The sequence below is a fragment of the Stenotrophomonas sp. 57 genome, from assembly GCF_030291075.1.
GTDB lineage: Bacteria > Pseudomonadota > Gammaproteobacteria > Xanthomonadales > Xanthomonadaceae > Stenotrophomonas.
In genome coordinates this window covers 1,989,817-2,004,464 of the sequence record NZ_CP127407.1, presented here as the reverse complement: position 1 = coordinate 2,004,464, position 14,648 = coordinate 1,989,817, and the positions used below count along the sequence as shown (strand labels likewise).

Genomic DNA, 14,648 nt, shown 5'->3' with positions numbered 1-14,648 from the left:
ACGTGGAAGGAATCAGTTCGGTCGTGCGGCACTGCTTTCGCGGATGCGCAACTGCACCGGCGCCACCGTGCGCCGCGGCGGCGCATCCGGTTCGTCCAGCCGCTGCAGCAGCAGCGCGGCAGCTTGCCGGCCACGCTCGCGCGGGTCGGCGGTGAGCGTGGTCAACGGCGGCACGGCCACCGCCGCCTCGGAAATGTCATCGAAACCGGTAACGGCAAAATCACCACCCGGACGGATGCCACGTGAATTCAAGCCCAGCATCAGGCCCAGCGCAACGGTGTCGTTGTAGCAGACCGCCGCACTCGGGCGATGGCCGTCGGCGAACAACTCATCGGTACGCGCCGCGGCTTCCAGGCGGTTCGGCGCCGACTCGATCATCCAGCCTGGCGGCAACGACAACCCAGCCTCGGCCAGCGCCTGCTGGAAGCCTGCGCGGCGCTGGTGGCACGAGCTCGATGCAGCGTGACCACCGAAGAAAGCGATCTGGCGATGGCCACGCTCGATCAGGTGGCGCGTGGCCAGATAGGCACCGTGCTGGTTGTCCAGGGTCAGGAAGTCCCAGTCGGCGCCGTCCAGTTCGCGATTGAACAGCAGCACGTTGGCGTTGGCACCCAGTACCTGGCGCAGCTGCGCGGTGTCGCTGCCCTCGGCCGGTGACAGGATCAAGCCGGCGGGGGTGTGCTCCATCAGCGTTGACAGCACCGCCTGCTGCCGCTCGGGAGATTCGCCGGTGCTGCCCAGCAATGTTACGTAGCCGCGCCCGCCCAACGCCTCGTCCACGCCGGACGCAAATTCGGCGAAGAACGGGTTGGACAGATCATTGATCACCAGCGCGATGCTCGACGAGGTGCGCCGGCGCAGGTTGGCTGCCGCACGGTTGTATACATAGCGCTGGCGACGCAGCTCGGCCTCGACCTTGGCCCGGGTATCGACATTGACCAGCGGGCTGCCACGCAGCACCAGCGACACGGTCGCCCGTGACACACCGATGGCACGCGCGATGTCGGTCACCGTCACCGCCTTGCCGGCGCGCTTGCTGGAACTGCTGCCGTTGTCGTTCATCGTCTTCCCGGACTCCGCTGAAGGCTCAAGCCTAATGGATCAGGGCCGTGTCGTGCCGTGCCGTTCGCTGGGTCACCCCGAACGGCACAGTCCGGCTCAGCGCAGCTGGCTACCCGGCGCCGCGCACCAGGACACCGGCAGGTCCTTCACCGCCGTGCCCCAGCCCTGCTCCGGCGCCGTCGCATCGAGCGCGAAGTGCAGGCGCGGGCCCTGCTGCAGCTGATTCCAGTCCAGCCACACCGGCGCATGCGCCTGGCCATCGACCTGCACACCCTGCACGTACTGCAGACGACGGCCGTCGGCGCCCGGCGCGTCGATGCGCAGGGTCCGGCCATTGCCCAGGTCCACTTCCACCTTGCTGAAGCGCGGAGTATGCAGCAGGAACTGGCCGCTGCCCGGGACCGCCGGGTACACGCCGATGGCGCTGAACAGGTACCAGGCCGACATCGTGCCGAGGTCATCGTTGCCGGTCACGCCATTGGGGGCATTGGTGAACAGCTGCTGCGCAGCGCGCACCACGGCGGCGGTCTTCCACGGCTGGCCGATCAGCGTGTACAGCCACGGCGAGTGCAGGTCCGGCTCGTTGTTCGGGTTGTAGCGGAACTGGTTATAGTAACTGTACGGCCCAACCACCCATTCCTTGCGGGCGGCGTTGAGCGGGTCGGCCTGCAGCGCATCCATCGCAAAGAAGGCATCGAGGCGGCGGCCGGCCTGCGCCCGGCCATCCATCGCTTCGACCAGGCCCGGCACGTCCTGCTGCGCCAGCCACTGGTACTGCCACGCGGTGCCCTCATGGAAGCCGTGATGCGAACGCGGGCTGTAGTGACCGTCGGCCGGGGTGTACCACTGGCCGTCCTCGGTACGCGGGCGCGGGAAACCGGTGAAGCCAGTCTCGGCATCGCGCACCTGCGGGTCCCACACCTTGCGCCAGTTGCGGCCGCGCTCACGCAGCGTCGCCGCATCCTGCGCATGGCCGAGGCCATCGGCCATCTGCGAGAGCGCGCAGTCGGCCAGCGCGTATTCCAGTGTGGCCGAGCCACCGTGGTGCGGATCGACGTCCATGCCCTTGGACGGGTAAGCACGGTCGTAGACCACATAACCCTTGTCCAGGTAGGTGGGGTTGCCGGAGCGGCCAGCCATGCGCGAGTTCAACGGCGGCGTGCCGAAGGCGTTGCGGCGCAGCGCATCCCAGGCCTGCGATTCGCGGCCCTTGAGTGCACCGAAGCGCCACAGGTCGACCATGAACGGCGTAACCGGGTCGCCGGTCATGATGTTGGTCTCGAAGTTGGCATAGCCCCAGCGCGGCAGCCAGCCGCCCTGTTCGTCGATCGCCAGCAGGGTACGGCCGATGTCACGCGCCACGTCCGGGCGGGTCAGTGCCAGCCACTGGTTCTGCGCCCGGTAGGTGTCCCACAGCGAGAAGTACTCGTAGTAGGTCCAGCCGTCGGCACGATGGATGCCATCGTCGTAGCCGCGGTAGCGGCCGTCTGCATCGTTGCCGGTCATCGGCTGCAGCAGCGCGTGGTAGACCGCGCTGTAGAACACGGCGCGGTCGTCGGCGGTACCGCCCTGCACCCGCACTCGTCCCAGCTGCTCGCGCCAGGACTGCTGGGACAACGTGCGCATGCGGTCGAAACCGAGCAGCGCGCCGCCCTGCATGCCTTCTGCGCGCAGGTTGGTGCGCGCGCCTTCGGCATCCACGTGCGAGATCGCGCTGACCGCCGTCACCGACTGGCCCTTGGCCAGATCGAAGCTGAGCCAAGCGCCGTTCGGCTTCTGCTCGCCTTCCATGCTGTGGCGTGCACCGGGCAGGCCACCGCCCTCACCCCAGGTGCCGTGCGCCTTGAACGGGCGGTCGAACTCAATGCGGAACCAGGTGGTGTACTGGTGGCCGCCACAGAAACTCTTGGTGACCAGCTTGCCTTCCACCACGCGGTCGCCGACCACGTCGACCACGCTGCCGATCACCGAATGGCGCTCGTTGGCCTGGCCGACATTGACCAGCACGTGGCCTTCGCCCTGGCGCTGGCTGAAGGTGTAGCGCTCGGCGGCGGCGCGGGTGCGCGCGGTCGCCTCGGCGTCGATGCCGCCATAGCTGGTCAGCCGCACCTTGTAGTAGCCGGCCTGGCCGATCTCGCCGTCATGGGTGTAGTTCGATGCGTACGCCTTGTGATCGAACTGCTTGGCGTTGCCGGTATCGAAATCACCGCCCGGACCGATGCTGCCGGTCACCGGCAGGATCGACACCTGCCCACCCTGCTCCCAGCAACCGGCGCCGGAAATGAACGAATGGCCGAAGCCACGGATCTTCTCGTCGTCGTAGCGCCAGCCGGAATAGTGGCTGCCGATCGGACTGACCTGGATCAGGCCGAACGGCGCCGACGCGCCCGGGAAGGTATTGCCGTCGTCCTTGCTGCCGATGAAGGTGTTGACCTCACGCTCCAGTGCTGCCGGCGCGGCCTGCAGCAGCATCGGCATGGCCGAAAGCGCCAGCAGGCAGGCCAGGCGCGCCAGCGGGCGCGAGGTCGATGGGACGGCGGGAGCGGACGGCACTGGACGCATGTCGGGTTCCTGTAGTCGATGACACGGAGGCAGACGGCCGGGGCCGTCCGGCTCGCTTCCGCTGAGCCCTGCCATGATCGGCAGAGAGCTCCCCCTGGAATGACGCCCGACCCACCAGACCGTGGATTTAGATCGATTCAAGTAGAGCATGCAGGTTCAGCCGAATGCATTCTGCGGCGCAGCATGAGATGAGGATGTTCGGCAGGGCTGCGCCCTGCACCTGCTACAAGCTGGAGCAACAGCAACAGCAGAAGCTGGTTTCCTGCGGGGAGTCGGGGTGGGTCCGGTTGCGGGGGACGCTGCAAGTACGTCCATGTAAGCTCGATCGCCGCATCCATGCGGCTCACGCCCCCGCAACCGGACCCACCCCGCCTTCGACAGATTCCCGCGATCTGTAGATCCACGCCATGCGTGGATGAATCTCTGTCAGATAGCGAAATCAATTGGGGTCAGATCCGTTTTCCAACGGAAAACGGATCTGACCCCATGACCCCATGCCGCACCAGGATCAATCCAACCGTCACCGGGAAACTGTCGAAGGTGGGGCGGTGTCGGATTGCGGGGTGTCCGCGGCATGGATGCCGCGGCCAAGCCCCCATGGACGGGTTTACGGCGTCCCCGCAATCCGACACCGCCCCGCCAAGCCACAGACAACCCAGAGCCGCTTTGGCTTTGGCTTTGGCTTTGGCTGTAGACGTCGCCCTGGCTTGAAGCAGGTGCAGGGCGCAGGCCTGCCGACGCACCCTCCTCTGCGCACGAAAACGATTTCACTGTTTTCAGCAAACCGTCATAACTTCGCCACGCCAGTACCATATTGCGCAGCAGCATGCGCCCATGCGCGACCCATGCTACAAAACGCCCGCCCATCGCTTAGATCGATCCAAGACGACGTTGCGATGGCCGGGAGTTGGGGAAGCAGGAACAGGACGTACCAGGCCACGCGCACGGTGCTACTGCCACTGCATGGCGAAAGCGACAATGTCACTTCAAATTAGATCGATTCAAGTTGTCCGTGCCACGTCACCGGATCAATCCAGGAGAGAGGGAGAGATGGGAATGAAGCATTCAACACGCACGCACGGCCAGGACGCATTGTCACTGGCCATCGCGCTGGCCCTGGTCGCCGCCGTCATTCCGGCAGGCGCCGCCGCGCAGCAGGCCGCTTCCACCGGCTCGCAGGACGCCACCAACCTGGACAGCGTCCAGGTCACCGGCTACCGCTACGCCATCGAAAAGAGCCTTGAGCAGAAGCGCGACGCCAACGCCGTGGTCGAGGTGATCACCGCCGAAGACGTCGGCAAGTTCCCCGACAAGAACGTCGCCGACGCGCTGCAGCGCGTGCCGGGCGTGGTCATCACCCGCAGCGGTGGCGAAGGCAAGAGTGTCAGCGTGCGCGGCCTTGCGCCGGACCTGACCCTGACCCAGTTGAACGGCAACTACGTCGCCACGTCGGAAACCAACGACGAGGCCACCCGTTCGTTCAACTACACGCTGCTGCCGTCGAACATGCTGTCCAGCGCCGAGCTGTTCAAGTCGCCGGAAGCACGCATCGACGAAGGCGGCATCGGCGGAACGGTGATCCTGCACACCCGTCGCCCACTGGACATGGAATCCAACTCAGGCTTCGTCACGCTCGAGGGTACGTCCTCCGATACCCACCACGATATCGACCCGCAGGCGTCGGCGTTGTACTCGTGGCACAGCAAGGATGAGCGCTTCGGCGTGCTGGTCGGCGTGACCCAGCAGAAGCGCACCACCCGCACCATGGAAGCCAGCACCGAGGACTACCAGTGGTATGGCGCCGGCAAGGCGCGCGATGCCTATGGCAACGTGCAGGCGCAGGACGGCATCCACTACTGGTGGGGCAGGTCCGGCTTCAACAACCAGACCGGCGGCAACTACAGCGACTTCTTCATGCCGACGTCGGTCAACTTCGCCGTGAAGGAAGAAAAGCGCGAGCGCAAGGGCGGCCAGCTGACCTTCCAGTTCAAGCCGGTCGACAACGTCACGATGACGGCCAACTACTTCCGCTTCGAGCTGCAGGGTGACTACACCCAGAACATGCTGAAGATTCCGGAATGGAGCATGGCCCGCTTCAACGGAGACGGAAACTGGGCGGGCGGCCGCCTGCTCAACGGCCTGGACTTCGACCCCAGCGGCAACACTGTCACCGGGGCGCAGTTCGAGAAGCTGGCCGGAAAGACCTACTACTGCAGCGAAGACCAGGCCAAGGCGGCCGGCCTCCAGCCCGGCGGCTGGGGCCCGGACGACTGCACGGTTCCCACACCGCAGCTGACCGGTGGCTACAGCAAGGAAAAGGCGCTGTCGCAGACCGCTGACCTGACCATCGACTGGGATATCAGCCCGCTGTGGAAGGCCTCGTTCACCGGCGGCCGCACCTGGTCCGAAGGTGGTCCTTCGATGAACTTCCGCATGTCGGCCAAGCCGCGCCGCAAGGTCGGCAACGACTATCTGTCGGGCAATCTGTACAGCGCCTGGGATCTGACCGGCACGCCCTCGGCCACCTTCTCGCCCGACCTGCAGCAGCAGCTGATGAACGGCATTGCCGAAGTCGACACCGGCTCGACCGATTCGTCGTGGAAGCGCACCGAGGTCAAGCAGAACTACTTCCAGGCCGACGTCACCAAGTTGTTCGAATCCGGCTGGCTGGACTCGATCCAGTTCGGCGCCAAGTATCGCGACGGCAAGGTCCACCGCAATACCGGCAACACCTATTGGGTGTGCCCGGGCCGTGACCCGGCCGACTATGACAACAGCCGTTACCAGAGCGGTTGCGATCCGACCGCTGGCGACGCGCAGCCCGGCTTCTTCCTGTCCAATCCGATCAGCAACATCGCGGGCGGGTTCAATGCCAACGTGTTCCCGGGCATCAACTACCCGGCCTACATCGATTACCTGAACAAGACCTACGGCGGTTCGCACAACCGTACCGAGGAAGACTTCGTCTACGACGTCAACGAGAAGATCTACTCGGGCTACTTCCAGGCCAACTTCCGCACCGAGCGCGTGCGCGGCAATGTTGGCGTGCGCGTGGTGCGCACCAAGCAGTTCGCGCAGTCCTCCGATTCGATCGAGAAGTTCAACGACTACTTCCTGGACAACGCCTCCGGCGCGCCGATGGCGTGCACCGACCCGACCGCTGCGGCCTACCCGACCTACAGCTGCGAGAGCGGCTTCGTGCGCCTGCCGCACGACCTGGCGCAGAGCAAGACCTACAGCCTGATCGGCGTGGACCGCACCTACACCGACGTGCTGCCGAGCTTCAACATTGCCTGGGACATCACCGATACCCTCGTGTTGCGTGGCGCCGCCTCCAAGGTCATCGCCCGTCCTGGCTACACCGACATCGCGGCACCGGGCGCACTGAGCTACTACAGCGACGAGTACGTCAATGACCGCCGCGTTGCCGGCGGCGCCTCGACCGCAGGCTGGGTCGGCCAAGGCAGCAACAAGCAGCTGGAACCGTTCAAGGCCACCCAGTTCGACCTCGGCCTGGAGTGGTACTTCCAGCCGGGTGCGGTGGCCGGTGTCGGCCTGTTCCGCAAGAACGTGGACAACTTCACCCTGCCGGTGGTGCGCGACACGCCGATGGTCATCGGCGGTGAAGCCGTGAACGTGCAGCGCTACGAAACCCAGGCCAATGGTCGCGATGGCGTGTCGCAGGGCGTAGAGCTGTACGGCCAGTACACCTTCGATTTCGGTGTTGGCGTGCAGGCCAACTACACCTACAACGACACCAACCTGGCATCCATCGTGCTTGATGGGCAGGAAATCGGCTCCTCGCCGCTGGTCGGCAGCGCCAAGAACCAGGCCAACGTGACGGTGTTCTACGAGAACGAGAAGTTCCTGGCGCGCGCTTCGTTCAACCGTCGCGGCCAGGTGGTCGGCGGGCTCAACAACGGCCTCACCGTCTACACCGAACCGTACGACCAGCTGGACCTGAATGTTGCCTACAACCTGACCCCGGACTGGACCCTGACCGCATCGGTGATCAATGCGACCAAGTCCGAGCAGCGCGTGCACCTGGGCAACGACACCAAGGCCCGCCTGATCTCCAACACCTACGCAGGCCGCCAGCTGTACTTCGGCGCCACCTGGAAGTTCTAAGGCACTACGGGTTGCCCGGGCCCTCCCCGGCGCAACCCTCGCACCGCCCCGGTGGGGACGTTCCTCCACGGCAGCCGCGCTGGTACAGGTGGCTGCCGTCTTCATTGGTGCGTGCCCGTTGGTGCGTGCTCACCGGTGCGTCGTCATTCAGCCCGGCGCTTGACCCTGCCATCGTTGGAAGGTGCACACTGATTCGACCTCACGAGCACCGAAGGAGCTACAGATGGAATTCCATGTCGACGGCATGACCTGCGGTGGTTGCGCGCGCAGCGTGACCCGCGCGATCCAGCAGATCGATCCGAACGCCAGCGTGGTTGCCGACCCGCCGACCGGCCTGGTCAAGGTGCAGACCACCGCGTCGCAGGAACAGGTGTTCGCCGCGGTGAACGATGCCGGTTTCCCGCCGCGTACCGTCTGATCCCCTGCCCTGCGTCCACAAGGAAGCCCGCCCCGTGCACTGTCACAGGGCGGGCCTTCTAGTGCACGCGATATCGATTCACTGCTTCTGGCTGCGTCGCCGCACCGCACCGGTCTTTGCCGTATCGACCGTCACCGGCGTCTCATCGTCCTCACCCAGCCGCTGCAGGATTGGGCACTCCGGGCGCTCATCTCCCGCGCAGCAGCTGATCAGCGATTTCAGCGTGTCCGCCATCTGCCGCATGTGCTCGATGCGCTGCTCCAGATCGGCGATGTGCTGCTCGGCCAGGCGCTTCACGTCGGCGCTGTGCCGCGAAGTGTCATTCCACAGGCCCAGCAGGTCGGTGATTTCGGCCACCTGGAAGCCGAGATCGCGTGCGCGGCGGATGAAACGCAGGCGGTGGATGTCCGCCTGCGAGTAAGCCCGGTAGCCCGACTCGGTTCTATCGGCCGCAGGAATCAGGCCGATCTGTTCGTAGTAGCGGATCATCTTCGCCGACACGCTGGAGGCCTTGGCAGCGTCACCGATATTCATGCGGATCTCCTTCAGTGGGTGGCAGCGGCGGCGTCCGCCATCGGTGGCTGAAAGCGGCGCAGGCGCAGCGCGTTGCCGAGCACGAACACGCTGGACAATCCCATCGCACCGGCCGCGAACACCGGCGACAGCAGCACGCCCAAGACCGGGTACAGCACACCGGCCGCCACCGGAATCAACGCGGTGTTGTAGGCGAACGCCCAGAACAGGTTCTGCCGGATGTTGCCCAGCGTCGCCTTCGAGAGCGCGATGGCATTCGGCACGCCCTGCAGATTGCCCGACATCAGCACCACATCGGCCGATTCCACTGCGATATCCGTGCCGGTCCCGATGGCCAGGCCGACATCGGCCTCGGCCAGCGCGGGTGCATCGTTGATGCCGTCTCCAACGAACGCTACATGACCGTAGGTGGCCTTCAAGCGGCGCACCGCCTCGACCTTGCCTTCCGGCAGCACCTCGGCCACGACCTCGTCGATGCCGAGCTGCCGCGCGATCGCCTGCGCGGTACCGGCGTTGTCACCGGTGATCATCGCCACCTTCAGACCGAGCTGATGCAGTGCCGCGATCGCGGCCGGCGTGCTCGGCTTGATTGGATCGGACACCGCGATGATCGCGGCCAGGCGGCCGTCGACGGCGGTATACAGCGGCGACTTGCCCTGGCTGCCCAGCGCTGCCGCCAGCGTCGCAGACACAGTGATGTCGACGCCGAGGTCGCGCATGAAGCGATCGGCACCGACCTCCACCCGCGCACCATCGACGTTGGCACGCACGCCCATGCCGGTGACCGATTCGAAATCGGCCATCGCCGGCAACGCGATGCCCTGCTCGGTGGCCGCGTCAACGATGGCGCGGGCAATCGGATGCTCCGAGCGCGATTCCACCGCCGCCACCGCCGCCAGCACCGTGCTGCGATCAAAACCGCCGGTGATCTCGAAGTCGGTGAGGCGCGGGCGGCCCTCGGTCAACGTACCGGTCTTGTCCACCGCCACCACCTGCGCGTCCTTCAGCAGCTGCAGCGCCTCGCCCTTGCGGAACAGCACGCCCAGTTCGGCGCCACGACCGGTGCCGACCATGATCGAAGTCGGCGTAGCCAGCCCCATCGCACACGGGCAGGCAATGATCAGCACCGCCACCGCATTGACCAGCGCGAAGCTCAGCGCCAGCGACGGGCCGAAGATCAACCAGACCGCGAACGTCGCCAGCGCCGCCAGCATTACCGCCGGCACGAACCACAACGTGACCTTGTCGACCACGGCCTGGATCGGCAGCTTCGAGCCCTGCGCCTGTTCGACCATGCGGATGATCTGCGCCAGCATGGTCTGCGCACCCACTGCGGTCGCACGTACCGTCAGTGCGCCCTTCTGGTTGACCGTGCCACCGACAACGCTGCTGCCCGGCAGCTTCTCGACCGGAACCGGCTCGCCGCTGATCATCGACTCGTCGATGTAGCTGCGGCCTTCGATCACCTCGCCATCCACCGGCACGCGCTCGCCGGGGCGCACTTCCACCACGTCGCCGCTCAGCACTTCATCGACCGGGATGTCGGCCGCGCGACCGTCACGGATCACATGCGCGACCTTGGCCTGCAGGTTGACCAGGCGCTTGATCGCCTCGGAGGTGCGGCCCTTGGCACGCGCTTCAAGGAAGCGGCCGAGCAGGATCAGCGCGACGATCACTGCCGCTGCTTCGTAGTAGACGTTGACCGTGTCCTGCGGCAACAACCGTGGTGCAAAGGTCGCCACCACCGAATAGCCGAACGCCGCGGCGCTGCCCACCGCCACCAGCGAGTTCATGTCCGGCGCAAGCCGCAGCAGCGCCGGGAACCCCTTCTGGTAGAAACGGCGGCCCGGAATGGCCAGCACCAGCGCGGTCAGCACGAACTGCAGGTACCAGCTGGCCTGCATGCCGATCGTCGACATCACCCATTCGTGCATGCCGGGAATCAGATGCGACCCCATCTCCAGCACGAACACCGGCAGCGCCAGCGCGGTCGCCACGATCAGGTCGCGCTTCAGTTCAGCGCGCTCGGCATCCTTCTTTTCCGCAGCCTCGTCATCGGAGTGCACGCCCGCCTCGATCACCCGCGCGTCATAACCGGCCTTGTCGATGGCGGCGACCAGGGTGGCCACATCGGCCACGCCGCGCACCGTGGCGCGTTCGGTGGCCAGGTTCACGCTGGCCTGGCTGACCCCCGGCACCGCGAGCAGCGCACGTTCTACACGGCCCACGCAGGACGCGCAGGTCATGCCCTCTACCGACAACTCGGTGGTGCCGGCCGGCACGTCATAGCCCACCCGCTGCACCGCCTGGATCAGCGCGGCGCGATCGACCGGACCGGAGGGCCGGATGTCCGCGCGCTCGGTGGCGAGGTTCACAGAGACGCTGCCGACGCCCTCGACCCTGGACAGTGCTGCCTCGACCCGGCCCACACAGCTGGCGCAGGTCATGCCCTCGATGGGCAGGCTGATGGTGGCAGGGCTTGCGGGGGCCGCAATGGCTCGGGGCGTGCTCATGATCGGATTCCCGGGGTTCCTTCTGGATGCGGACAGGCTAAACCTTTCCATCGTGGGAAGGTCAAATCCAGCCGCCCCGGGATCGACCGGTAGCGCCGGGCCATGCCCGGCGTACCGCCTGAAACCCGCCTCAGAAGGTGAACACATACTCCAGCGCGAACTCGCGGCCCACCGCACCCAGCAGGCGGGTCGGGGCGAAGTCGTAGTCCAGCTTGTACGGATCCTTGTGGTTCCAGCTGGCCGAGTTGAACGCGTTGTTGACGTACACGTTGACCTTCGCGTGTTCGGTCACCTGGTAGCCCACGTTGAAGTTCCAGGTGATGAACGGCCCGACCCTGCCGAAATAGCGGGCGGTCTGCTGGCCTGCATTCGGGTTCGGGTTGGGCGAGCCGTCCGGACGCGTCGCCGGCTCCAGGCAGTTCAGCGACGGGCTGTCACTGGGCACGTAGCCATCGGCGAACGGCAGGCAGCCGCCGGGGTTGTCCAGGCGGTCGGTGCCCCAGTGGTAGCGCACGCCCGGCACCGAGCCGACGCGGTCGGCATAGACGTTGGCGTTCCAGTTGCCGCGCTGCCAGGCCAGGCTCGCGCGCAGCTTGCTGCGCAGGTCACGGTCGCGGCGCTCCGGATTCGGGTCGTTGGCGTAGCGCTGTTCCTTGGTGGAGATCTGGTTGGTGTAGTTCAGGCCCAGCTGGAAGCTGCCCCACTGTGCGGTGTCCAGGCGATAGCGTGCGGTCAGGTCGATGCCACGCACCTCACGACTGGCCAGGTTGAACGGGCCGCGCTCGATCGATACCAGGCGCCCGTTGCTGTCGCGGTTCACACGTGCCAGGATGCCGGCACAGTACTCGCCGCCGGCCGGATTGGCCCACGGCGTACCGTCCATGTTCTTGCCGGTCAGGCAGCCCGCTTCGCTGGCCAGCACCTCGTCGGCGCCAACGTCGACGATCATGTCTTCCAGTTTGATCGCCCAGTAGTTGGCGCTGACCGACAGGTTCGGCAGCACGTCCCAGACGAACCCGACGGTCCACGAATCACCGGTTTCCGAGCGCAGCAGCGGCGTGCCACGGCGGTTCACATCGAACGTGTACCAGACATCGGTGTTGCCCACGCCGCAGTTGTTGACCAGGTAGGCACCACTCTGGATGCAGCGCAGGCGGTCATAGGTCTGTACTTCGGAGCTGCTCGGCTGGCCCAGCAGGTAGTGCATGTCCGGCGCGTGGAAGCTGGTGGCATACGAGCCGCGCACCAGCAGCGATTCCACGGGGCGCCATTCCAGGCCGACATTCCAGGTGGTTTCCTTCTGGCTGCCGATGTCCAGCGCTTCGCTGCTGTCGTCGGCCTTGTAGTTGCCATAGCGGTCATAGCGCGCGGCCGCGGTGGCGGTCACGCTCTCCAGCAGCGGGATCTTGAACTCGACGCCGGCCGAATAGCGGGTGCGCTCGCCGCCGCCGCGATCGACGTTCTGCAGGTCGAAGTCGATGCCGGCGCGCGGGTCCGGACGGAGGTGGTAGCCCTGCTGCGCGACTTCGGCCACGGCGGCGAACGAGATCGGGCCGGCCCATCCCTGGAACAGCTCGCCGGTGATGTCCGCCGAGGCCTGGTTGACCCACGACGCCGCACGGTTCTTCGCCACCGTGCCCATCTGCCAGTACTGGTCCGGCGTCAGCGGATTCCACCAGCGCGATTCGTTCAACGCGTAGATCGCTTCGCCATCGGCAGTGGTGCCGAGGCGCGGGCCGAGGAAGTAGTCGTACGACTTCTGCTTGTCCACCACGTTCTGCCGCTCTTCCACGCGGTAATACGACCGCCCCACCGTGGCGCTCCAGTCGAAGCGGTCAGCGAGTCGGCCGCGCAGGCCGGCGCTCCAGTCCCAGGACAGTTCGCGATTGGTGTTGCGCAGCGTATCCAGTCCGCCCACCTCGTTCGGAGTGAACTGGCGCGCGCCCAGGATCGGGCGGTTGCGGTTGGCATCCCAGTAGTAGCCGTTGTCATCATCGACCAGCGACACGCCGGGCGGGTTGGTGCCCCAGATGGCCTCCGAGCGGTATACCGCCAGGTTGGTCCAAGCCTGCAGGTCGTTGCTGAAATCAAAGGTGGCATACAGGTTGCCGGACACGTTCTCGGCGCCGCCGGTGAGCAGCCAGTTGGCGTAGTCGGCGCTCATGCCGCACAGCCGGCCGGTGTTGGTGATGGTGTTGGCGGCGTAGTTGTAGACCAATCGATCGGCGGTGTAGTACTCGCCATCGAACTTCTCGCAGGTGCCGGCCGGTGGCGCCAGGCGCTGGCCGTTGCTCGGATCGATCAGCGCCAGGCCGGCGGTGGGACGGAAGCCAACCTTGCGCTGTTCCATGTTCCAGGACGGATACGGTGCATCATCGGCATCGTCCATCTGCGGGCGATCGCGGCCGAACAACGGATCGCGCTTGGTGTACTGCAGCGCGTAGGTCACGCTCCAGTTGTCGCCGGTCTTGCCGCCGGCCCAGGACAGGTCCCAGGTATCGCGCCCGCCCTCGGTGGAGGTACCACCACGCACGCGCACTTCGTCGCCGTCGAAATTGGTTTTCAGGATGACGTTGACCACGCCGGCAATCGCATCCGAGCCATAGATGGCCGAGGCCCCACCGGTCAGTACTTCGATGCGTTCCACCGCAGCAGCCGGAATGTTGCCGTAGTTGGAGAAGTTGGTCTCGCCGCCGTACGGCAGCGGGTAGTCGGCCACACGACGGCCATTGACCAGCAGCAGCGAGCGGTTCGGGCCCATGCCGCGCAGGTTCAGGCCGCTGGCGTTGGGCGTGTGCGAGCCCCATTGCGAGGCCGCCTCGACGGTGCCGGTGGCCTCGGTGAGGGTCTTCAGCGCGTCGTACACGCTGACGAAGCCTTCCTTCTGGATCTGCGCGGCGCTGATTACGTTGACCGGCGCCGGGCCCTCGACGCTGGCGCGCTTGATGCGCGAGCCGGTGACCGTGACCGCGTCGAGATCCTTGGTGGACGAACTGGCCGCCTCCTGCGCACTGGCAGCCAGGGGAAGCAGGGCCAGGACCAGGGCCTGGGACAGCAGGTGACGGCGCTTGCGGACGATCTGAGCCATGGGTGGTTGCTCTTCGAAAGTGTGGACGCATGGACGGGTGGTGGTGCGGCACTACGGGTGATCCGGGCGCCTGGATCGGTTCGGGACCGACGCAGCACCCTCCCCTGTGGATCGATCCAAACTAAAGCACAGCTGAATCACACCCGGCATGCGGCAACGCAGCAACATGCAGCGACATGCCGCTATTCGCTTCCAGTACCGATAGCAATCAAAGGGTTGCGAAACATCGCTGAGAGACCGGCGCACACGTCAATGACACGATCACGACAACCCCGCGCGGAACGGTTCTGTCCGTGATGGCGTGTACGCACGACAGCGCGTCGTTGTAGAGCCGAGCCCGCGC

Annotated in this window: 7 protein-coding genes; 2 read left to right on the top strand and 5 right to left on the bottom strand. The window is 65.9% G+C overall.

Annotated elements, in window-relative coordinates; all coding sequences use genetic code 11:
• Window positions 1-12: 12 nt before the first annotated feature.
• Window positions 13-1,062, bottom strand: coding sequence for a LacI family DNA-binding transcriptional regulator (locus QP512_RS09250; protein ID WP_286071826.1), 1,050 nt, complete (start codon window positions 1,060-1,062; stop codon window positions 13-15).
• A gap of 96 nt (window positions 1,063-1,158) precedes the next feature.
• Window positions 1,159-3,624 (bottom strand): GH92 family glycosyl hydrolase, encoded by a 2,466-nt coding sequence (locus QP512_RS09245; protein WP_345783114.1) that lies wholly within the window; start codon window positions 3,622-3,624, stop codon window positions 1,159-1,161.
• Between the two features lie 1,050 nt (window positions 3,625-4,674).
• Here QP512_RS09245 and QP512_RS09240 point away from each other — a divergent pair.
• The gene (locus tag QP512_RS09240) at window positions 4,675-7,752 is read left to right on the top strand and encodes a TonB-dependent receptor (RefSeq protein ID WP_286071825.1); all 3,078 of its coding nucleotides are present in this window, start codon (window positions 4,675-4,677) and stop codon (window positions 7,750-7,752) included.
• A 223-nt stretch (window positions 7,753-7,975) separates the two neighbouring features.
• Window positions 7,976-8,170, top strand: coding sequence for a heavy-metal-associated domain-containing protein (locus QP512_RS09235; RefSeq protein WP_049436233.1), 195 nt, complete (start codon window positions 7,976-7,978; stop codon window positions 8,168-8,170).
• 78 nt (window positions 8,171-8,248) lie between these two features.
• Here the strand turns inward: QP512_RS09235 and cueR are convergent, their stop codons facing one another.
• From cueR to QP512_RS09220, 3 genes are all read right to left on the bottom strand, one after another.
• Entirely contained in the window at window positions 8,249-8,704 is a 456-nt protein-coding gene (cueR, locus tag QP512_RS09230; RefSeq protein WP_286071824.1) for a Cu(I)-responsive transcriptional regulator, read from the bottom strand.
• Window positions 8,705-8,715: 11 nt separating this feature from the next.
• The gene (locus QP512_RS09225; RefSeq protein WP_286071823.1) at window positions 8,716-11,217 is read right to left on the bottom strand and encodes a heavy metal translocating P-type ATPase; all 2,502 of its coding nucleotides are present in this window, start codon (window positions 11,215-11,217) and stop codon (window positions 8,716-8,718) included.
• 130 nt (window positions 11,218-11,347) lie between these two features.
• Window positions 11,348-14,305: a TonB-dependent receptor gene (locus tag QP512_RS09220; protein ID WP_286071822.1), complete on the bottom strand. Its 2,958-nt coding sequence runs from the start codon at window positions 14,303-14,305 to the stop codon at window positions 11,348-11,350.
• Window positions 14,306-14,648 lie beyond the last annotated feature (343 nt).

Excerpts from the sequence above, each read along its gene's own strand:
- QP512_RS09250 (WP_286071826.1), bottom strand. The coding sequence starts at position 1,062 with ATGAACGACAACGGCAGCAGTTCCAGCAAGCGCGCCGGCAAGGCGGTG.
- QP512_RS09245 (WP_345783114.1), bottom strand. The coding sequence starts at position 3,624 with ATGCGTCCAGTGCCGTCCGCTCCCGCCGTCCCATCGACCTCGCGCCCG.
- QP512_RS09240 (WP_286071825.1), top strand. The coding sequence starts at position 4,675 with ATGGGAATGAAGCATTCAACACGCACGCACGGCCAGGACGCATTGTCA.
- QP512_RS09235 (WP_049436233.1), top strand. The coding sequence starts at position 7,976 with ATGGAATTCCATGTCGACGGCATGACCTGCGGTGGTTGCGCGCGCAGC.
- cueR (WP_286071824.1), bottom strand. The coding sequence starts at position 8,704 with ATGAATATCGGTGACGCTGCCAAGGCCTCCAGCGTGTCGGCGAAGATG.
- QP512_RS09225 (WP_286071823.1), bottom strand. The coding sequence starts at position 11,217 with ATGAGCACGCCCCGAGCCATTGCGGCCCCCGCAAGCCCTGCCACCATC.
- QP512_RS09220 (WP_286071822.1), bottom strand. The coding sequence starts at position 14,305 with ATGGCTCAGATCGTCCGCAAGCGCCGTCACCTGCTGTCCCAGGCCCTG.